Raw genomic sequence first — 20,487 nt, forward strand, 5'->3', positions numbered from 1 at the left:
AGCCAAGATGACCATCAGCTCATGCGACTACATCGTCGTCGGAGGCGGCTCGGCGGGGTGCACCATCGCCGCGCGGCTCTCGGAGGATCAAGGCGCCTCGGTGGTGCTGTTCGAGTCCGGCCCCTCCGACCGCAACCCGTTCATCCACATGCCCGTCACCTACTACAAGACCCAGCGCATGCTGCGCCGGATCCAGCTCGAACCGCTGAAGCACCAGTTCAACATGGCGCCCGACACCGGGCAGGCGCGGGTGCTGGGCGGCGGCTCCTCGGTCAACGCCATGGTCTATATCCGCGGCAACCCGCAGGACTACGACCGCTGGCAGGAATCGGGGGCGGAGGGCTGGTCCTATCGCGACGTGCTGCCCTATTTCCGCAAGGCGGAATCCAATGAGAGCCTGTCCGGCGAGGCGCACGGTACCGAGGGCCCGCTCTCGGTCTCCGACCAGCGCTACACCAGCCCGCTGACCAAGGAATGGCTGAAGGCCTGCCAGGAGGCGGGGCTGCCCTACAATCCCGACTTCAATTCCGGCACGCAGGCCGGCTGCGGGCTCTATCAGGTGACGATGCGCGACGGGCGCCGGTGCAGCGCGGCGGTCGCCTATCTCAAGCCCGCGCGCGGGCGGAAGAACCTGACCGTGCACACGGCCAAGCCGGTCCTGCGCATCCTGATCGAGAACAATCGCGCCGTCGGCGTCGAATATCGCGAGGGGAGCGAACGGAAGATCCTGCGCGCCGAGCGCGAGGTGGTCGTCTCCTCCGGCGCCATCGGCTCGCCGCGCCTGCTGTTGCTCTCCGGCATCGGCCCGGCGGCCGATCTCAAGAGCGTCGGCGTCGAGGTGAAGCACGACCTGCCCGGCGTCGGCCAGAACCTGCAGGACCATACGGACTGCTTCCTGATCTACGACCTCAACGGCCCCTACAGCTACGACAAGTACAAGAAGCTGCACTGGCAGGCGGCGGCGGGGCTGGAATACGCCCTGTTCCGCTCCGGCCCGGTGGCCTCGAATGTCTGCGAGGGCGGCGCCTTCTGGTGGGGCGACGCCTCCGACCCGCTGCCGGACCTGCAATACCACTTCCTCGCGGGCGCGGGCGTCGAGGTCGGCGTCGACGGCACGCCGAGCGGCAATGGCTGCACGCTCAACGTCTATGGCTGCCGTCCCCGCTCGCGCGGCTATATCAGCCTGCGCTCGGCCGATCCTTCCGTGCCGCTGAAGATCGAGGCCAACTATCTCGCCGACCAGCACGATGTCGACGTGCTGATCGAGGGCGTGAAGAAGGGCGAGGAGATCATGTCGAAGCCCTCCATCGCCAAATACATCGCCGCCTCGCACAAGCCGTCCAAGCCTCTCAGGACCCGCGCCGACTACGACGAATATGTCCGGCGCGAGACGCAGGGCGCGCTGCATCTTTCCGGCGCCTGCAAGATGGGGACGGACGACATGGCGGTGGTCGACCCGCAGCTGCGCGTGCGCGGCGTCGACGGCCTGCGCGTCGCCGATTCCTCGATCATGCCCTACGTCGTCTCGGGCAATCTGAACGGCCCGACCATCATGATCGGCGAGCGGGCGGCGGACTTCATCCGCGGCAACAGGTTCTGAGGCGCGCCATGACCACAGGACCCGAGGCCGATATCGTCATCGTCGGCGCCGGCATCATCGGCCTTTCCGCCGGGCTGCTACTCCAGCGCGCCGGGCGCGCCGTCACCGTGATCGACGCGCTGCCGCCGGGCACCGCGACCTCGGCCGGCAATGCCGGGCTGCTCAGCGCCGGCACCAACATGCCGGTGGCCCTGCCCGGCTTCTGGCGCAACGTGCCGGGCTGGCTGACCAAGCCGGACGGCCCGCTGGCGCTGCGCTATTCGTATCTCCCGACCGCCGCACCCTGGCTGGCACGCTGGATCCTCGCCAGCCGCACCTCGACCGTCTACGCCGCCTCCGACGCGCTGCGCGCGCTCCACCGCGACACCATGGACGGCTATCGCGAGATGCTGGGGCCGGCGCCCTTCGCCGACCTGATCCGCACGCAGGGCAGCGTCAACGTCTTCTACAACGAGACGCCTGGCCGCAACGAACCGTTCATTCGCCACCTCATCGAGCGGCATTCCATCGTCGTCGAGGATCTCGACCGAAAGGCGCTGGTCGACCTGTTCCCCGGCATCGGCCCGATCGCCCAGCGCGGGCTGTTCTTCCCGCATAATGGCTGGACGGTGAATCCGGGCCGGCTGACGCAGGCGGTGGGGCGGCTCTTCGTCGAGGCGGGCGGTACCATCGACCATGAGCGCGTCCTGTCGGTCAGGCCCGTCTCCGGCGGCTTCGAGCTGTTCGGCAATCTCGGCGACCGGCGCGCCCGCACGGTGATCCTCGCCGCCGGGGCCTGGACCGGCCGGCTGCTCGCGCCGCTCGGCGTGAAGCTGCCGCTGGAGACCGAGCGGGGCTATCACCTGATGCTGGAGGACGCGAACATCAGCCCGACGCTGCCGCTGCTGCTGCGCGACGGCGGCATGGCGATCACCCCGATGGAGGAGGGCCTGCGCCTCGCCGGCACGGTGGAGATCGCCGGGCTGGACGCGCCGCCCGACGAGAAGCGGGCGCGGCAGCTGCTGGACCGCGCGCGGCTCGTGTTTCCGGAACTGCAGGCCACGCGCTGGCGCAAATGGCTCGGCTTCCGCCCCTCCCTGCCGGACAGCGTCGCCGCCATCGGCCCGGCGCCCGGCGTGCCGGGGCTCTATGTCGCCGCCGGGCACGGCCATACCGGCATGGTGGGGGCGAGCACGACGGCGCGACTCATCCGCGACCTGGTGACGGGCGCGCCGCCCGCCATCGACCCCGCGCCCTACAGCCTGTCGCGCTTCAACCGCTGAAGCCTCAGCGCCGGGTGATGCCGTGCGCCTTGAGCCGGCGGTAGAGCGTTGCTCGGCTCATGCCGAGATTGTGCGCGGCGGCGGCGATGTCGCCGTGGCAGGCCTCGATATTGTCGAGGATCGCCGCGCGCTCCACCGCGTCGACGCGGGCGCGCACGCCGGCGGGACCGACCCGCGCGGGCGCCTCGGCGGCCGGCGCCCAGCCCGACGACGCCGGCGTAACCGTCGGCGCCATGGCCACCGGCAGCAGCAGGTCGTGCGGCTCGATCACCCCGTTCTCGGCCAGCGAGGCGGCGCGGTTCACCACGAGATAGAGCTCGCGCAGATTGCCCGGCCAGTTGTGGCGCAGCAGCAGCGCGCGCGCCGCCGGCGCGACCTTCAGGCCGAGCCGCCCGGCGGTACGGGCGATGCAGGCATCGATCACCGCCTCCTTGTCGGCGCGCTCGCGCAGCGAGGGCACGTTGATGACCACGCCGGCCAGCCGGTAGTAGAGATCGGCGCGGAAGGCGCCCTGTGCGATGCGCGGCTCCAAGGGCTGGTTGGTGGCGGCGATCACCTGCACGTCGACACGCTGGATCTTGCCCGAGCCGAGCGGGGCGACCTCGCCCGATTCCAGCACGCGCAGCAGCCGCGTCTGCAGATGCAGCGGCATGTCGCCGATCTCGTCGAGAAAGAGCGTGCCGCCATGCGCCTGCACGAAGCGCCCGGCCGAGCCTTCCTTGCGCGCGCCGGTGAAGGCGCCGCCGGCATAGCCGAACAGCTCCGATTCGATCAGCGTCTCTGGCATGGCGGCGCAGTTGAGCGCCACGAAGGGCTGGGCCGCGCGCGGCGACTGGGCGTGGTAGGCGCGCGCCAGCGTGTCCTTTCCCACGCCCGTCTCGCCGAGCACCAGAATCGGCAGGCCGGTATGGGCGAGGCGGCGCAATATGTGAACGTTGCGCGTCATGCGCGGCTCGGCGCCGGCCCACTGGTCGAGGCCGACCGGGGCCGGCTCGCCCGCCACCGACACGGCAGGGGCGCTGCCGGGAGCGGCGGACGCCGAGGCCGCGCGGGCGCGCGGGGCGGCGGGCGCGATCTCGCGCTGGGGGCCGTAGGCGTAGCCGCGCAGCGGCGAACCGTCGAGCCGGATCAGCTCCAGAGGCAGGGTCGGGCCGGCGCGGTCGCGCAGGGCCGAGGGATCGCGGGTGAACAAGCGCCACAGCGAGAAGGGGGTGAAGTCGGTCTTCGGCAGGCTGAGGAGCTGGCGGGCGGCAAGGTCCGCGCCCACCACCGCGTGGTCGGCATCGATGGCGAGCAGGCAGGGCTGCCCGTCCGGCCGCCACAGCTTGAGGATGGTCCGGTTGGCATAGGTGCGGCGGAACACCGCTTCCGACAGGCGCTCGGCCGATTTGCGCACCACTTCCAGCGCGATCTGGTGCGTCTCGCGCTGGAGGTTGGGATTGCGCACGGTGATGTTCATCGCCGCCCAGAGCGAGCAGTCCGGCGCGAAGAGTGGCACCGCCGCGCAGGACATCTCGATGAAGTCCTCGAAGAAATGCTCGTCCTGGAACACCGAGGTCACGCCGGCGTCGCGCAGGCACGTGCCGACCCCGTTGGTGCCGGCATGGCGCTCGCTCCACACCGAGCCGGGGCGCTCCGTGTCGGAATAATAGCGCGAGGAGCGGTCGGCCCGCTCCGCCACCGTCACGCCGTCGGCATTGGTCAGCGTAACGCAGTATCCGATCCGGCCGACGATGGAATAGAGGAAGTCCACCTCCTCATAGGCGAAGATCAGCTTGTCTTCGAGGGCCTCGCGGGCGACGTTGATCTCGCGATGGCTGACATAGGGAATGGTGCCGCAGCGGCCCGGCTCCAGCCCGTATTCCTCGACGCAGCGGGACCAGGAGCGATAGGGGAACGCCTCCGCCACCGGGAGCACTCCCGGTCCGGACCGCACGGCGGACATTACCTTTCGACTATGCTCCAACATAGCGCGGGATCCCGTTCTTCATGTGAGACCGGCTCGATAACGGCACGCGCCGCGCGGCCGGCCGGCTCACTTCCGAATGCTGCACCACAAGCACATAACGCTTTGGCAGATAACTCGAAATTATCCAAGCGACGCCACGCGCGCCATCGAACTGATCCATGATGCGGCACGCCCATTTTTTTGGCAAGCCGTATTGTATCCGCCACTGAACCACACCGTGCCCTGTCGCCGGTGCCGGCAGGGTACGACGGCGACGCGACACCCGCCGGCACCGCCGCGGACAAGATCCCGGGTTCCGGAGGCGAACTGCCGGGCGACATCCCGGGCTGCTCCGCGCGCCCGGCGCGGCGGATGAGGGTGGCGCGCCAATTCTCAGCCGTGAGAATAGAATGTCTCACCTCTGAGAATTCGGCAAATATACATTTCAAACTATACTTCACGTGTCGGGTGCAATATGGAATCGACTGGCGAAAGCGATCCCCACCCTCGGTTTCGGACGACGTGCCCCCCATGCAATTCGATTATATCGTGATCGGCTCGGGTTCGGGCGGCAGCGCCGTCGCCGGGCGGCTCGCCGAGGACGGCCGGTCCCGCGTGCTGGTGCTGGAAGCCGGCGGTTCCGACCGCCGCCTGCCCGTGCTGATGCCGGCCGCCACCTATCTCTACGCCATCGGCAATCCGCGCTTCGACTGGCGGCTGAACTCGCAGCCCGACCCCTCGCGCGGTGGGCGCACCGACTACATGCCGCGCGGCAAGGTGCTCGGCGGCTCCTCCTCGATCAACGGCATGCTCTATGTGCGCGGCCAGCCGGAGGATTTCGACGGCTGGGCCATGCAGGGCTGCGCGGGCTGGGAATTCGAGCGCGTGCGCCCCTATTTCCGCCGCGCCGAGGACAATGAGAACGGCGCCGACGAGGACCACGGCACCGGCGGGCCGCTGAGCGTGCAGAACCTGCGCACCTCGCACCCGCTCTCCGACGCCTTCCTGCGCGCTGGCGTCGAGGCGGGGCTGGAGGCGACGCCCGATATCAACCGCCCGCCGCAGGGCGGCATCGGCTATCTCCAGGCGACGCAGAAGAACGGCTGGCGCTGCAGCGCGGCGCGCGCCTATCTCTGGCGCAGACGCCCGAACCTCACCGTGATGACGCACGCGCAGGCCCGCCGCATCCTGTTCGACGGCACCCGCGCCAGCGGCGTGACGTTCGACCATAAGGGCAAGACCGTCACCGCCCACGCCGCCAAGGCGGTGGTGCTGAGCGCCGGCGCCTTCGGCTCGCCCCAGCTCCTCATGCTGTCGGGCGTCGGCCCGCAGGCGCAGCTTCGCGAACACGGCATCGATGTGGTGCACGACCTGCCGGGCGTCGGCGAGAATTTCCACGACCACCCCGGCACCAGCCACATCGTCTGGGTCGACCAGCCGACCTACAACGTCCAGCACACGCTCCGGCACGCCCTGCTCTACGGAGCGATGTGGCTGTTCGCCGGTCGCGGGCCGGGCACCACGCCGGATGCCCATGTGATGGCGTTCACCCGTTCGTCGCCGGAGCTGGCGCGCTGCGACCTCGAATTCCACTTCACCCCGGTCGGCTACGACCTCACCGAGACCGGGCCGATCCTCTTCGACAAGCCGGCGGTGACGGCGCTCAACAACATCCACCGGCCCCATTCGCGCGGCCATGTGCGGCTCGCCTCGACCGATCCCTTCGCCGCCCCGGCGATCCAGCCCAACCTGCTGGGCGACGCCCGCGACGTCGACACGCTGGTCGCCGGCGCCAAGCGGCTGCGCGCCATCTTCGAGGCGCCGGCCATGGCGCGCCACGTGCTCGGCGAGTTCAAGCCGGGCCGCGAGGTGCAGACCGACGACGAGTGGGCCGGCTATGTCCGCGAAAGCGCGATCGGCATCTACCACCCCGCCGGCACCTGCAAGATGGGCGTCGACCCGATGGCGGTGGTCGATCCCACGCTGAAAGTGCGCGGCCTCGACAACCTCTATGTCGCCGACGCCTCGATCATGCCGGTCATCGTCAGCGGCAATCTCAACGCGAACTGCATCATGATCGGCGAGCGTTGCGCCGACTTCATCAAGGCGGCCTGAGCATGGCGACTTCTTCCACTCCCGCGCGGCGCACCGTCGCCGTCATCGGCGGCGGCGCGGTCGGCGTCGCCACGGCGAGCTTCCTGCTGCGCGACGGCCATGACGTGGTGCTGATCGAGCAATACGGCCTCGGCGAGGGCGCCTCCTTCGGCAATGCCGGCGTCTTCGCGCCCTCCTCCATCGTGCCGATGTCGATGCCGGGCACGCTGGCCAAGGTACCGGGCTATCTTCTCGACCCGCTCGGCCCGCTGTCGATCCGCTGGCGCTACGTGCCGACGCTGGCGCCGTGGCTCATGCGCTTCGTGAAGGCCGGCACGCAGGACGGCGTGCGCGCGCAGGCCCGCGCCCTCACCCCGCTGCTGCACGATTCCTACGGCGCCTGGCTGCCGCTGGTGCGCAATGCCGGCGGCGAGGACCTTGTGCGCCGCGACGGCTTCCTCGCCGTCTACCGCACGCAGGCCGATTTCGAGGGCGACGCGCTCGGCTACCAGCTGCGCCGCGACAACAACGTCGCCTTCGAGGTGATGCGCGAGGACGAGCTCTGGCAGTTCGAGCCGAGCGTCTCGCACGACTACACGATCGGCGTGCTGTTTCCGCAGGCCGGCAACACGGTGAATCCGAAGCGGCTGGTGCGCACGGTCGGCGAGCAGTTCCTGCGCGACGGCGGGCGGCTCGTGAAGGCGCAGGCACGCGGCTTCGCCCGCGAGGGGGCGCGCCTGAAGGGCGTCGAGACGGATGCCGGGCTCATTCCCGCCGACGCCGCCGTGGTGGCGGCGGGGGCCCATTCGCGCAACCTGTGCGCGGCGCTCGGCGACGACATCCCGCTCGACACGGAGCGCGGCTACCATGTGCTGATCGCCGATCCCGATACGATGCCGCGCCGGCCGATCCTCGACGCCAGCGCCAAATTCGTCTCGACGCCGATGGAGACCGGGCTGCGCATGGCCGGCACGGTCGAGTTCGCCGGGCTGGAGGCGCCGCCCAACTGGACGCGCGCCGACTACCTGCTGACCCTCGGCCGGCGGCTGTTCCCCGGCCTCGCGCCGGCCTATCCGGAATCGCGCGTGTCGCGCTGGATGGGCTTCCGCCCCTCCATGCCGGATTCGCTCCCCGTTATCGGGCGCGCGGGCGCGACGCCGGACGTGGTCTATGCCTTCGGGCACGGCCATGTCGGCCTCGCCTCGGCGGCGCGCACCGGCATGACGGTCGCCGACCTGATCGCCGGCCGGCCGCCCGCCTTCGACATCGCGCCCTTCGCGCCGACCCGCTTCTGAGGTCGCCGGACAAAGCGGGCGCGGGCGCCGTCTCGCGCCCTTTCTCCGCAATGAGACGGGCGGTCACGAGCGGACACCGAGCCTTGCGTTATTATCGTTCATTCACAAAGCGTTGAAGGTCTGGCACGGGCCTTGCCCAAGTCCCTTTGCCGGCGGCGCGCCGGTCGCAGTCTAGGGAGTCCGGTCGTGCTGCTTTCCTTCTTCATGATGCCGCTTCATTCGGTCAATCGACACTACCCCACCGCGCTGGCCGAGGACGTCGAGGCCTTCAAGCTGGCCGACGAGCTCGGTTTCGAGGAAGCGTGGATCGGCGAGCACTACTCCGCCGATATCGAGCAGATTTCCTCGCCGCTGATGTTCCTGGCGCACATGGCGCCGCAAACCAAGCGCATCAAGCTCGGCACCGGCGTGCTGCCGCTCCCGCTCTACCATCCGGTGATGGCCGCCTCGCACATCGCTCTGCTCGACCACCTCGCCCCCGGCCGCCTGCTGCTCGGCATCGGCACCGGCGGCCTCGGCTCGGACTTCGAGGTGTTCGGCATGGAGAACGCCGACCGCACCGCGATGATGCTCGATTCCATCGAGATCATGAAGAAGATCTGGGCCTCCGATCCGCCCTACGACATCCCCGGCAAGTTCTGGGACGTGAAGCTTTCCAAGAGCTACTGGCCCGATCTCGGCGTCGGTATCCTGCCGAAGACGCTGACCAAGCCACATCCGCCGCTCGCCGTCTCGGTGTCGAGCCCCTATTCCGGCTCGATGCGCGTCGCCGCGCGCAACGACTTCATGCCGATCTCGGCCAATTTCGTCGCCTCCTGGGTGGTGAAGACCCATTGGGAGACCTATTGCGACGAGCTCGCCAAGCTCGGCAAGACGCCGGACGGCTCCAAGTGGCGCGTCGCCCGCTCCATCCACGTCGCGGACACCGACGAGGAGGCCGAGCGCCTCGTGAAGACCGCCGGCGGCGCCTATGACTGGTACTATGACTACATGTACCAGGTGTATGAGCGCATGGGCGCCGGCGCCCTGCTCGCCCCGTTCCGCGACACCGATCCGGCCACCATCACCCATGAGATGGTGCGCGACAATTTCGTGATCTATGGCAGCCCGGAGACCGTGACCCGCAAGATTCTCGCGCTCCGCGAGGAAGTCGGCCCCTTCGGCACGCTGATGATGACCTCGCACGAATGGACGGACAAGCCGGCCATGCGCCGTTCGATGGAACTGCTTGCCAAGCGCGTCATGCCCGCCGTCAATGCGGCGCTGGGCGAGAACATGCCGGCGATGGCGGTCTGAGCGAGGGAAGAGCGAAGATGCTGAGCGTCGACAAGACGGGCGTGCTGCAGCCCGGCAAGCTGTGGTGGAACTGGTTCGGTGAACAGTATTTCGTGCCGCGCTACACGGCGCGCCCGACCAGCGAGGAGGAGGTCTGCGCCATCGTGCGCGAGGCCCGCAAGCTCGGCCTGCCGATCCGTGCCAGCGGCGCGGGCCATTCCAACCCGGCCATCGTGCCGACGCCCGGCGTCCATGTCGACTTCGACGATTTCAACCAGGTCGTCGCAGTCGACAAGGAGAAGCTGCAGGTCACCGTGCGCCCCGGCATGCGCATCAGCGCGCTGACCAAATATCTGCGCGAGCAGGGCATGTCGCTCAACAACCAGGGCGACATTGACCGGCAGGCGGTGATCGGCGCGATGATGACGGGCACCCATGGGGCGGGCAAGAAACTGCCCTGCCTCTCGGCGCAGCTCATCGGCGCGCGCATCGTCACGGCGGAGGGCGAGCTGCGCGACCTCTCGCCGGCCGATGGCGAGCTTTTCAAGGCGTTCCGCACTTCGATCGGCATGTTCGGGCTGGTGGTCTCGGTGACCCTCCAGGCGGTGCCGTCCTACAATATCTACAAGCGCTCGTGGAACACCGACGCGGAGGACTGCCTCGCGAACCTGCACGAACTGCTCGACGCCAACCGGACCTTCTGGTTCTTCTGGCTGCCGCGCAAGGAATCGGCCGATCTCTACGAACTGCCGGGCGGCAAGGTGCCCTCGAAGGCGACGCGCGACTACGACATCTGCCACATGCGCACCTACAACGCGGTGCCGGTGGCCGAGCCCGCGCCTGAGATCGGGCCGGGCGAGGAATTCGACCATTCCTCGATCATCTACCCCAACGACTACATCCCGAACTTCCGCGAGATCGAATACGCCGTGCCGTTCGGGCGCTTCGAGGAGTGCTTCGCCGAGGTGCGGCACATGTTCAAGACGAAGTACCCGGAGGCGATCTACCCGGTCGAGTGCCGGGCGGTGAAGGGCGACGACACCTACCTCTCCGCCTATTCCGAGCGCGACGGCTATGCGCTCTCCATCTCCGGCCCGCTGGAGGAATGGACCTGGGGCATGCTGCGCGACGCCGACGCGATCCTCGACCGCTACGACGCGCGCCCGCACTGGGGCAAGCACCACTTCATGACGCCGGAGCGGCTGGAGCGGATTTATCCTCGCTACGACGCCTTCCGGAAGCTGCGGCGGGAGATGGACCCCGACGGGGTCTTCCTCAACGACCATCTGCGCATGCTGTTCGCCTGAGGAAGCGGGCCGGCCCAGCCGGCCCGTTTTCGCAAGGCGTCCAAATTTTCGTAAGGCGTCCAAGAGTCCCGCGGAGCCGGGCCGGGCGGGAGGGAATTCGGGTTGACGACTAAAGTTTGTGCTGCGCAGAATTTCAGCGGGGGGCAGGAACCGGAGCCCGCGATGCTGGATCTTCGCAGTCATGTCTCGCGCATCGTGTCGAGCGCGAACCAGCTTGCGCTCTCCCCCGGCGACTTTCATTCCCCGCGGGCCGCCGACACCATGGCCGCCTCCTGGCGGCGCTGCATGGAGGGCTACCGCTTCGACCCCGCCGCGAAGTTCCGCATCGAGGCGGTGAGCGACGCCGAGCTGAAGCTCCAGCGTGAGGCGCATGACGAACTGATCCAGTTCGCCCGGCCGGAGATCGACGCCATGTTCGGCGCCGTCTCGCTGTCCGGCTTCTCGATCAGCCTCGGCAGCCTCGACGGCTACATCATCACCGAGCGCGCCAACTACAATCCCGAATTCTACAGCGAGGTCGAGCGCGCCGGCACCGCCTGGGCCGAGCAGTCGGCCGGCACCAACGCCATCGGCACCTGCCTCATCGAGCGCAAGCCGGTCGGCGTGTTCACCAACGACCATTTCTTCTACGAGTTCTCCGCGCTCTCCTGCGCCAGCGCGCCGCTGTTCAGCCCCGACGCGGAGCTGGTCGGCGCCATCAACATCTCGATCCGCAATCCCGAGCTCCAGCGCGAGACGCTCAAGGTCGTGCTGGGCCTGACCACCGGCCTTGCCGACCGCATCGGCGAGCGCATGTTCCGCCAGGCCTTTCGTCGCAACTACATCCTCAAATTCGCCATCGGCCCGGTCGATCACGGGCTGATCGCGGTGGACGAGGATTTCCAGCTCGTCGGCCTCAACCATGCCGCCCGCGAATTGCTGCGCGACCGGCTCCAGCTCGCCCGCGTGCGCAGCCTGTGGGCGGTGTTCGAGCGCGACCACCGGCTGATCGACCTCGCCCGGCTCGCCGGTGCCGAGCTGACGCTGCATCTGCAGAAGGGTGGCGACGCGCTCAGCGTCACCCTGTCCGCCCCGCTGGAAGGCCCGGCCACCGCGAGCCGCCATGCGGGCGCTTCCGCCGACGCCGCCCCCCAGTCCCCGCCGCGCGCCCGGCCCGCCGCGCCGACGCCGGCCGCTCCGCCGCGCCTGACCGCGCGCGGCCTCTCGCTCGACGACTGCGCCGGCGCCGACCCGCGCATGGCGACCAATGTGCGCTTCGTGCGCCGCGTGCTCGGCGGCTCGCTGCCGATCCTGCTGCTCGGCGAGACGGGTGTCGGCAAGGACGCCTTCGCCCGCGCCGTGCACGAGGAGAGCCCGCGCCGTGGCGGCCCCTTCGTCGCCTTCAACTGCGCCTCGGTGCCCGACACCCTGATCGACAGCGAGCTGTTCGGCTACGGCAGCGGCGCCTTCACCGGCGCGCGGCGCGAAGGCAGCCCCGGACGGCTGGTCGAGGCCGATGGCGGCACGCTGTTTCTCGACGAGATCGGCGACATGCCGATCAGCCAGCAGACGCGCCTGCTCCACGTGCTCGAATCCGGCGAGGTGATGCCGCTCGGCTCCGGCCGCCCGCGCCGCATCGACGTGCAGGTGGTCGCCGCCACGAATCAGGATCTCGAATCGCGCATCGGCCAGGGCCTGTTCCGGCAGGACCTCTTCTACCGTCTCGCCGGCGCCGTCATCGACATTCCGCCGCTGCGCGAGCGCGCCGACAGGCGCGAGCTGATCGAAGCGGTGCTCGCCCGCCTTGCCGAAGGCAAGCGGCTGGAGATCGCGCCGGACGCCATGGCGCTGCTCATGCAGCACGACTGGCCCGGCAATGTGCGCGAGCTGCGCCATGTGCTGAACCGGGCACTGCACATATGCGAGGGCAACGTTGTGACCGCGCGCGATATCGCCCTGCGCACCGGCGGGCGCATGCCGGGAAGCCAGGCCTCCTTCGGGCGCCCGCCCTTCGCGCCTGCTCCCGCCGCGTGCATGGCCGGGACGGGTGCCGCGCTCGGCGGGCCGCTCGACTCCGGCACGGCCGTCGGCGATACCGGCGCGGAAGTGGAGGCCGGCAGCGCGCGCCACGCCATCGCCTCGGCCGAGCGCGACGCCATCACCGCGACGCTGGCGCGCTGCGGCGGCAATGTGAAGGCGGCCGCAGCCGCCCTCCAGCTCAGCCGCGCCACCCTGTACCGCAAGCTCCAGCGCTACCAGATCGTCCACTGACATTACCGCGCGGCGATCTTTCCGGGGCGCCTGCGCCCCGGCCGCGTACGGGGCGAAGCCATGCCCGACGCGGTTCCGGGTCTTTCTGTCGCGCATCTGCGACAGGCTGTGGCTCAGTTGTGAAACTCCCCGGCCACGTCGCGACTGTCTCATCCATGTTCGTAGATGCGAACATGTCTCAGCGATGAGGCCGCAGATTTTCCACTCAAGGTAGTGTCTATAGTGACGGATATCATATGGAATATTTCATCTTCCGGATCGTTCATCCCCGGATGATCCGATATCATCTTGGAGGACAAGAATATCTTGGTCTGGCACGATAGTTGCCGAACCGGAGAACGGCCAGAAAGGTCCGAACACAGGGGATAAAAATGACCTTCCAGAATGGAACTCCGGCGCCGTCGCGGCGCAGCGTCATGAAAGGCATGGGCCTGGCGGCCGCCACGCTGGCGGCTCCCGGCGTGATCCGCCGCGCCTATGCCGAAGAGCCCATCGTGCTGCTCACCTGGGAGACCTATCACGACCCGGCATGGTGCAAGGAGTGGAGCGAAGCGAACGGCGTCGAGGTGAAGCCGGTGGTCATCGGCTCGGTCGACGAACTGTTCTCGCAGCCCTTCTCGGGCGCCGTGCAGCCCGACATCATGTACATCGAGACCGGCTCGCTGCCGCGCTTCAAGGAAGCCGGACTCATCGGACCGCTCGACATCTCGAAGTTGCCGAACATCAAGAACATCACGCCCAATCTCGACTGGAAGAAGTACACCAATGTCGGCGGCGAGGTGGTGGGCGTGCCCTACAACTGGGGCACCCAGCCGCTGATGTACAATGCCGACCTGATCAAGTCGCCGGACAGCTGGGCGGCGCTGTGGGACGAGAAGTACCGCGGCAAGGTCAATGTGTTCGACGACTGCACCATCGTCTTCCCGATGATCGCGCTCTATGTCGGCGCCAAGGACCCGTTCAACCTGACCGATTCCGACTTCGAGAAGTGCGAGAACGCGCTGCGCGAGCTGCGCAAGCAGGTGCGCACGATCGCCCGCGGCTTCGACGACGCCGTGACCATCTATGCCGCCGGCGACGCGGTGATCGGCTACTGCCAGAACATCGCCGTCGTCACCTCGTTGCAGGACAAGGGCAAGAACTTCAACTATTCGCTGCCCAAGGAAGGCACCCCGACCTGGATCGACTGCACTGGCGTCTCCAAGAAGGGCAATCGCGACATCGTCTACAAGTTCATCAACGACAACCTGTCGGTGAAGTGGCAGGCCCGCTTCATCGAGGCCTCGACCAATAACGGCGTGCTCGACCTCGCCGAGGCCAAGGCGGGCGGCGTGACCGAAGCGACGCTCAAGCGCACCAATATTCCCGATTCGCAGGCCGGCGATTTCTGGAACAAGCTCGTCATCCTGCAGAAGCCCGAGGACTTCGAGCGCCGCCTGCAGATCTGGAACGACTTCAAGGCCGGCACGCTCTGACGGGCGGGCCTGACTGATGCGATTATCGGAGCACGAGTGATGGCGAACGCTTCGCAGACGATTCTCACCGTCGCGGGGGTCGACAAGACCTATCCGGGAGCGACACGACCCGCCCTCGACCGGATTTCCCTGACGGTCGGGGCCGGCGAGTTCTTCTCCATCCTCGGCCCGAGCGGCTCGGGCAAGACGACGCTGCTGCGCATGATCGCGGGGTTCGAGCGGCCCGATGTCGGCCGCATCCTCATGGACGGCGAGGACATCACCCATGTCCCGCCGTTCCGCCGCGATGTGCGCACGGTGTTCCAGTCCTATGCGCTGTTTCCGCATATGAGCGTCATCGAGAACGTGGCCTATCCGCTGCGCATGGCGGGTAGCCGCAAGGCCGAGCGCCTCGCCAAGGCGCGCGAGTGCCTCGATCTGGTGAGCATGGGCGACTTCGCCGCCCGCCTGCCGCACCAGCTCTCCGGCGGCCAGCGCCAGCGCATCGCGCTGGCGCGCGCCATCGTCTGCCGGCCGCGCATCCTGCTGCTCGACGAGCCGCTGGGCGCGCTCGACCTGCGCCTGCGCCAGCAGATGCAGCACATGCTGGTCTCGCTCCAGCGCGAGCTCGGCATCGCCTTCGTCTATGTCACCCACGACCAGGGCGAGGCGCTCTCCATGTCCGACCGCGTCGCGGTGATGAGCGAGGGCCGCATCGCCCAGCTCGGCACGCCGCGCGAGATCTATTTCGACCCCTCCTCCGAATTCGTCGCCCAGTTCGTCGGCCGCTCCAACCTGCTGCCGATCGACTGCCAGACGCAGGGCGGCACGCTCACCGCCGTGCTCGGCGGCCAGCCGCTGCCCGGAGTTGCGGTACCGCGCTCGGGCCCGGCGCGCATGGCCATCCGCTTCGAATGCGTGCGCCTCGCCGATGCCGGCCAGCCCGCCGAGGGCGCCTGCAGCGTGCCCGGCACGGTGGAGGACGTGCTGTTCCTCGGCAACGCGCTGGAGGTGAATGTGCGCTGCGGCGGCCACAACATCATCGCCGCGGTGCCCGCCGCGGGAGGGGAGGGCTATGTGCCCGGCCGTCCCGTTCAAGTGCTGTTCGACGCGGGCCACGCGACGGTGTTCCATGGCTGACATCGCCTCCGACATGACGCTGCCCGCCACCCGCCCCGTCCGCCTGCGCTCCTTCAGCGTGCTCGGCTGGCCGGTCTATGCCTGGTTCATCGCCCTCGTTCTGGTGCCGAATCTGCTGCTCATCGGCACCAGCTTCCTGCGCACCTCGAACGGGTTGATCGTCTTCGATCCGAGCGTCGCTTCCTATCTCCGGCTGTGGAAGTCGGGCAGCTTCCAGTTCCTGCTCTTCAAGACGCTGGCGACCAGCTTTGGCGCCGCCGCCATCGGCTGCCTGATCGCCTATCCCATGGCCTATTACGCCGCGCGCGTGGTGCAGAAGAACCGCTCCATCCTCGTGCTGCTGGTCATCATCCCGCTGTGGATCAGCCTGCTGATGCGCGTCTTCGCCTGGCGCATGATCCTCGGCCAGAACGGCATACTGAACTCGACGCTGGTGGGCAGCGGCATTCTCGACCAGCCGAGCGAGGCGTTCCTCTACACCGGCTTCTCGGTGCTGCTGGCCTACACCTACATCTCCATCCCGTTCTGCTTCGTCGCCATCTTCACCGCGCTGGAGAAGATACCGCACGCGCTGATCGAGGCCTCGCAGGACAGCGGCGCCTCCTCCTGGCAGACCTTCCGCCATGTGGTGTGGCCGCTCTCGCGGCCGAGCGTCGCCATCGGCTTCTCGCTCGCCTTCCTGATGACGGTGGGCGACTACATCACCCCCTCCATGGTCGGCGGCATCGACGGCACGATGATCGGCATGGTGATCGCCTCGCAGTTCGGCATCGCCAACAACTGGCCCTACGGCTCGGCCATCGCGGTCTGCCTGATGGTGAGCGTCGGCCTCGTGCTGGCGCTCGTCATGTGGGCCGGCCAGACGAAGGGCGTGCTGATGGGGGACGAGGGCGCCCGCGCCCCGGTGCCGACGCACGCGCTCACCACCGGCCAGCGCCTGCTGCGGGCCGGGGCGGCGGCGGCCTTCGCCCTGCCCTATCTCTTCCTCTACGCGCCGCTCGCCATCATGGTGCTGATGTCGTTCAACGATTCCTCGGTGCAGGCCTTTCCCCTGCAGGGCGCGACGCTGCGCTGGTACACCGAGCTCGCCGACAACAGCGCCATGCTGGAGGCGGTGCAGCGCAGCCTGCTGGTCGGCTTCGGCGTGGTGCTGGTGTCGACCGTGGCGGCCATCGGCTTCGCCTTCGCGCTGCATTACGGGCGGGTGCGGCAGGCGCGCTTCTTCGAGTTCGCGCTTGCCATTCCGGTGGCCATACCCGGCGTCGTGCTCGGCATCGTCATGGTGCTGGCGACACAGCTCGTGCAGATCCCCTCCGGCATCGGCCGGGTGGTGATCGGCCAGGCGAGCTTCGTCATGCCGGTGATCCTGATGATCATCCTCGCCCGGCTGCGCCGGCTCGACGGGGCGCTGCTGGAAGCCTCGATGGACGCCGGCGCCAACCACTGGCAGAGCTTCGTCCACGTCATGTTCCCCTCGATCCGGGGCGCGGTGATCGGCGGCGCGCTGCTGGGCTTCACCCTGTCGGCCGACGACGTGATGGTGACGCTGTTCCTTTCCGGCACCTCGCCGACCCTGCCGATCTGGGTGTGGAACCAGATGCGCTTCGGCTTCACCCCCTCGGTCAACGCCATCTTCACGCTGGTCGGGGTCGGCTCGCTGCTGGTGATCCTGGTCTGCAACAAGCTGGTGTTCCGCGAGGCCCCACGCTCAGACGCCTGAAGACCGCCGGACGCCTGATCTCGCCCTACGCTGGCGCCCGCGACGGCGCCAGCGTGTCGAGCGCGCGCGCCAACACCTCGAAGAGGCGCGGCTCCAGCGACTGGGCGACGTTGAAGCGCATGAAGCCGCCGGCCGTGCCGGACGGGCTGAAGGCGTTGCCCGGCGCCAGCACCACGCCCTCGGCCAGCGCCGCGCGGGCGAGTGCCGCCGCGTCGATGCCCGCCGGCAGCCGGCACCACAGAAACATGCCGGCCCTCGGCTCCAGCCACGGTTCGATACCGAGTGGGCGCAGCCGCGCCGCCGTCGCCTCCATCGCCCGGGCGAGGCGCTGGCGCACGCCTTCCATGTGCCGGCGATAGCCGCCATCGGTGAGCGCCGCCTGCACCAGCGCGGCATCGAGCCGCCCGCCGCCGAAGGAGGTGGCGATCTTCAGATCCGTGAGGCTCTCCACCCAATCCGCCCGCGCGGCGATGTAGCCGCAGCGCGCGGCGGCCGAAAGCGACTTGGAGAAGCTGCCGATCTGCACGACGCGCGAGAGCCCGTCGAAGGCGGCGAGGCGCGGCGCCGGCACGGTCTCGAAATCGGCGAAGATGTCGTCCTCGACGATGACCAGCGCCGCCCGCTCGGCGAGTTGCAGCAACCGGTGCGCCACCGCCGGCGAGAGCGTGGCGCCGGTCGGATTCTGGATCGCCGAATTGGTGATGTAGAGGCGCGGGGCATGCCTCTCCAGCGCCGTCGCGAAGGCGTCGAGGTCGGGGCCTGTCGGCGTCCAGCGCACGCCGACGACCTTCGCTCGGTGCGCCTTCAGCAGAGCGTGGAAATTGAAGTAGCAGGGATCGTCGACCAGCACCGCGTCGCCCGGCTCCAGGAGGAAACGGCAGACGAGATCGATGGCGTGGGTGCCGGATTCGGTGAGCAGGAGGCGCTCGGGCGCCACCTCGACGCCATTGCCCGCGAGCCGGCGCGCCAGCACCGCGCGCAGCCCGGCAGGACCGCGCGGCGTGGCGTAGTCGGTGAGGTCCGGCGCCGGCGCGCGGGCGAGCGTCCGCAGCCCCCGGCGCAGCCCGGCCTCGAACATCCAGTCGGCCGGCAGCCAGCCGCAGCCGGGCTTCAGCGCCTCCCCTCCCGCCTCCAGCGACTGGCGCGAGATCCACAGCGGGTCGACGGCGCGGTCGAGCCGGGGCCCGATCTCGGCCAGCGCCAGCGGCGCCGGCGGACCGGCGACATAGAAGCCGGAGCCGGGACGCGCGCGGATGGCGCCCTCCGCCGCGAGCCGCTCATAGGCCTCGACCACGGTGGAAACCGAGACCCCCATCGCCTTTGCCTGCGCTCGCACCGAGGGCAGCCGCGCGCCGGCCGACAGCGCGCGTGAGGCAATGCGGGCGCGGACCGCCGCCATCACCGCCTCGATGCGGGTGGCGGGCTGGGTAGCGGTGAGGGCGCGAGTGTCCATCCGTATGGCTCATCCGGGCATAACAGTTACCACCAATTGTACTGGTCCGTATCTGGCGCGTCGAGCGGCGCCCGGCGAGAAGGTGGTTTCGCGTCGTGACGCATCCGGCGCGCCGATCGGAGGAAGCGGATGAACAGGTCGACAGGCGGCTGGATCAGCGGCTTCATCGGGGTGGCGATCTTTTCCGGCTCCCTGCCGGCGACGCGCGTCGCGGTGGCCGGTTTCTCACCGCTCTTCCTGACCGGCGCGCGTGCGAGCATCGCCGGCCTCATCGCCCTCGCGCTGCTCGCCCTGATGCGCCAGAAGCGGCCCGCGCGGGCGGACATCCTGCCGCTGATCGTCGTCAGCCTCGGCGTGGTGGTCGGCTTTCCGCTGCTCACCGCGCTGGCCTTGCAGCGCGTGACCTCGGCCCATTCCATCGTGTTCATCGGCCTGCTGCCGGTGGCGACGGCGATCTTCGGCGTGCTGCGCGGTGGCGAGCGCCCACCCATGGCGTTCTGGGTGTTCTCGCTGCTGGGTAGCGCGCTTGTGGTTGGCCACGCGCTCGGACAGGGGCTTGCCGCCTCGCCGGCGGGCGATCTCATGATGCTCGGCGCGGTGCTCGTCTGCGGGCTCGGCTATGCCGAGGGCGCGGTGCTGTCGCGCCGGCTCGGCGGCTGGCAGGTGATCTCATGGGCGCTGGTCATCGCGCTGCCCCTCATGGTGCCGCTGACGCTGCTGGTGCCCACCCCGCCGCTCGCGCAGGCGAGCCCGCCGGCCTGGACCGGCCTCGCCTATGTCTCGCTGTTCAGCATGCTGATCGGCTTCATGTTCTGGTATCGCGGCCTGGCGCGCGGCGGCATCGCGGCGGTCGGCCAGCTTCAGCTTCTGCAGCCCTTCCTCGGGCTCGGCATCGCGGCGCTGCTGCTGGGCGAGAGCGTGAGCGCGGCCATGCTGGCGGTGACGCTCGGCGTGGTCGCCTGCGTCGCCGGCGCGCGGCGCTTTTCCGCCCCGGCGGGCGGCGGCACGGGCGCGGTCGGGACAGATGGTGCGGGTGGTCGGACTCGAACCGACATATCCGTGAGGACGGCGGATTTTGAGTCCGCTGCGTCTACCAGTTCCGCCACACCCGCGCGGTGAGCCTGTCTATAACGGATGGAAGACGCCGCCAAGCCGGGACGCCAGGCGGGTGGGGCGCGCCCGCTCAGGGCGCCGGCGTGCAGGTGCCGAAGGCGCTCAGCGCCTTGCCTCCCGCCACCGTCATCAGCGTGGCGTCGGGCTTCGAGGCGGAGAGCTGGATCGCCCAGGCCGTCATGTTGTCGTTGCCGTCGATGACATAGCTCTCGCCGTCGCCGATCACGCTCTGGATCGAGCTGATATGGGGCAGCTTGTCGTCGGCCGTGCTGGCGATGATCTGCTCGCCGAAATGGACGAGTATCTTCGCCGGCAGGTCGATGGTGCCGAGCTCGGCGGAGGGCGCGCAGCCCTTGGCCTCGCAGACGAACACCTTGTCGAAGCTGCAGGCCAGCGGCGGGGGCAGCGTGTCGCCCGGACCGGCCTGTTCGGGCTGCGCGGCGGAAGGATTGGCCGCAGGGGCGGCGGCGTCCTGCGCCTGCGCGCCGGCGAGGCCCAGCATCAGGCAGAGCGCGGTGGCGGTGGTCTTCAGCATCGGTCGGGTCCTGGTGCTTGACCGGAAGGGATAAGGCGCGG

Annotated in this window: 13 protein-coding genes, 1 tRNA gene and 1 pseudogene; 11 read left to right on the forward strand and 4 right to left on the reverse strand. The window is 69.1% G+C overall.

Going from position 1 to position 20,487, the window contains the following annotated elements; all coding sequences use genetic code 11:
• Positions 1-7 precede the first annotated feature (7 nt).
• Complete coding sequence (locus MWN33_RS01735; protein ID WP_247198344.1) at positions 8-1,600, forward strand: GMC family oxidoreductase; 1,593 nt, start codon at positions 8-10, stop codon at positions 1,598-1,600.
• Positions 1,601-1,608: 8 nt separating this feature from the next.
• Positions 1,609-2,862 (forward strand): NAD(P)/FAD-dependent oxidoreductase, encoded by a 1,254-nt coding sequence (locus MWN33_RS01740; RefSeq protein ID WP_247198345.1) that lies wholly within the window; start codon positions 1,609-1,611, stop codon positions 2,860-2,862.
• A gap of 4 nt (positions 2,863-2,866) precedes the next feature.
• Here the strand turns inward: MWN33_RS01740 and MWN33_RS01745 are convergent, their stop codons facing one another.
• Entirely contained in the window at positions 2,867-4,771 is a 1,905-nt protein-coding gene (locus MWN33_RS01745) for a sigma-54-dependent Fis family transcriptional regulator (RefSeq protein WP_247198346.1), read from the reverse strand.
• 570 nt (positions 4,772-5,341) lie between these two features.
• Between MWN33_RS01745 and MWN33_RS01750 the strand changes: the two genes are divergently transcribed.
• From MWN33_RS01750 to MWN33_RS01785, 8 genes are all read left to right on the forward strand, one after another.
• Positions 5,342-6,925, forward strand: a complete 1,584-nt coding sequence (locus tag MWN33_RS01750) for a GMC family oxidoreductase (protein ID WP_247198347.1) — start codon at positions 5,342-5,344, stop codon at positions 6,923-6,925.
• A gap of 2 nt (positions 6,926-6,927) precedes the next feature.
• On the forward strand, positions 6,928-8,199 hold the full coding sequence (locus tag MWN33_RS01755) for an NAD(P)/FAD-dependent oxidoreductase (RefSeq protein WP_247198348.1): 1,272 nt from the start codon (positions 6,928-6,930) through the stop codon (positions 8,197-8,199).
• A 186-nt stretch (positions 8,200-8,385) separates the two neighbouring features.
• Positions 8,386-9,495, forward strand: coding sequence for an LLM class flavin-dependent oxidoreductase (locus tag MWN33_RS01760; protein WP_247198349.1), 1,110 nt, complete (start codon positions 8,386-8,388; stop codon positions 9,493-9,495).
• A 17-nt stretch (positions 9,496-9,512) separates the two neighbouring features.
• Positions 9,513-10,781 carry a D-arabinono-1,4-lactone oxidase gene (locus MWN33_RS01765; protein WP_247198350.1) on the forward strand — a complete coding sequence of 423 codons (1,269 nt, stop codon included), beginning with the start codon at positions 9,513-9,515 and terminating at the stop codon, positions 10,779-10,781.
• Between the two features lie 162 nt (positions 10,782-10,943).
• Positions 10,944-13,031, forward strand: coding sequence for a sigma-54-dependent Fis family transcriptional regulator (locus MWN33_RS01770; RefSeq protein ID WP_247198351.1), 2,088 nt, complete (start codon positions 10,944-10,946; stop codon positions 13,029-13,031).
• A 371-nt stretch (positions 13,032-13,402) separates the two neighbouring features.
• Complete coding sequence (locus MWN33_RS01775) at positions 13,403-14,506, forward strand: ABC transporter substrate-binding protein (RefSeq protein WP_247198352.1); 1,104 nt, start codon at positions 13,403-13,405, stop codon at positions 14,504-14,506.
• Between the two features lie 39 nt (positions 14,507-14,545).
• Positions 14,546-15,625, forward strand: a complete 1,080-nt coding sequence (locus tag MWN33_RS01780) for an ABC transporter ATP-binding protein (protein ID WP_247198353.1) — start codon at positions 14,546-14,548, stop codon at positions 15,623-15,625.
• Positions 15,618-17,345 carry an ABC transporter permease subunit gene (locus MWN33_RS01785; protein ID WP_247198354.1) on the forward strand — a complete coding sequence of 576 codons (1,728 nt, stop codon included), beginning with the start codon at positions 15,618-15,620 and terminating at the stop codon, positions 17,343-17,345. Before MWN33_RS01780 ends, MWN33_RS01785 begins: the two co-directional genes overlap by 8 nt.
• Positions 17,346-17,370: 25 nt before the next feature.
• Here MWN33_RS01785 and MWN33_RS01790 read toward each other — a convergent pair whose 3' ends face one another.
• Positions 17,371-18,798: an aminotransferase-like domain-containing protein gene (locus MWN33_RS01790; RefSeq protein ID WP_247198355.1), complete on the reverse strand. Its 1,428-nt coding sequence runs from the start codon at positions 18,796-18,798 to the stop codon at positions 17,371-17,373.
• A 129-nt stretch (positions 18,799-18,927) separates the two neighbouring features.
• Here MWN33_RS01790 and MWN33_RS01795 point away from each other — a divergent pair.
• Positions 18,928-19,785, forward strand: a pseudogene (locus tag MWN33_RS01795) (DMT family transporter); the annotation flags it as partial.
• A 38-nt stretch (positions 19,786-19,823) separates the two neighbouring features.
• On the opposite strand, the gene MWN33_RS01800 reads toward MWN33_RS01795, so the two are convergent.
• A tRNA-Leu gene (locus tag MWN33_RS01800) sits at positions 19,824-19,910 on the reverse strand.
• A 71-nt stretch (positions 19,911-19,981) separates the two neighbouring features.
• On the reverse strand, positions 19,982-20,446 hold the full coding sequence (locus MWN33_RS01805) for a hypothetical protein (RefSeq protein WP_247198356.1): 465 nt from the start codon (positions 20,444-20,446) through the stop codon (positions 19,982-19,984).
• Between the last annotated feature and the right edge of the window lie 41 nt (positions 20,447-20,487).

The organism is Ancylobacter koreensis (assembly GCF_023016525.1).
In the GTDB taxonomy this organism is placed as follows: domain Bacteria; phylum Pseudomonadota; class Alphaproteobacteria; order Rhizobiales; family Xanthobacteraceae; genus Ancylobacter; species Ancylobacter koreensis.

Excerpts from the sequence above, each read along its gene's own strand:
- MWN33_RS01805 (WP_247198356.1), bottom strand. The coding sequence starts at position 20,446 with ATGCTGAAGACCACCGCCACCGCGCTCTGCCTGATGCTGGGCCTCGCC.
- MWN33_RS01770 (WP_247198351.1), top strand. The coding sequence starts at position 10,944 with ATGCTGGATCTTCGCAGTCATGTCTCGCGCATCGTGTCGAGCGCGAAC.
- MWN33_RS01780 (WP_247198353.1), top strand. The coding sequence starts at position 14,546 with ATGGCGAACGCTTCGCAGACGATTCTCACCGTCGCGGGGGTCGACAAG.
- MWN33_RS01790 (WP_247198355.1), bottom strand. The coding sequence starts at position 18,798 with ATGGACACTCGCGCCCTCACCGCTACCCAGCCCGCCACCCGCATCGAG.
- MWN33_RS01775 (WP_247198352.1), top strand. The coding sequence starts at position 13,403 with ATGACCTTCCAGAATGGAACTCCGGCGCCGTCGCGGCGCAGCGTCATG.
- MWN33_RS01740 (WP_247198345.1), top strand. The coding sequence starts at position 1,609 with ATGACCACAGGACCCGAGGCCGATATCGTCATCGTCGGCGCCGGCATC.
- MWN33_RS01735 (WP_247198344.1), top strand. The coding sequence starts at position 8 with ATGACCATCAGCTCATGCGACTACATCGTCGTCGGAGGCGGCTCGGCG.
- MWN33_RS01785 (WP_247198354.1), top strand. The coding sequence starts at position 15,618 with ATGGCTGACATCGCCTCCGACATGACGCTGCCCGCCACCCGCCCCGTC.
- MWN33_RS01750 (WP_247198347.1), top strand. The coding sequence starts at position 5,342 with ATGCAATTCGATTATATCGTGATCGGCTCGGGTTCGGGCGGCAGCGCC.
- MWN33_RS01765 (WP_247198350.1), top strand. The coding sequence starts at position 9,513 with ATGCTGAGCGTCGACAAGACGGGCGTGCTGCAGCCCGGCAAGCTGTGG.
- MWN33_RS01755 (WP_247198348.1), top strand. The coding sequence starts at position 6,928 with ATGGCGACTTCTTCCACTCCCGCGCGGCGCACCGTCGCCGTCATCGGC.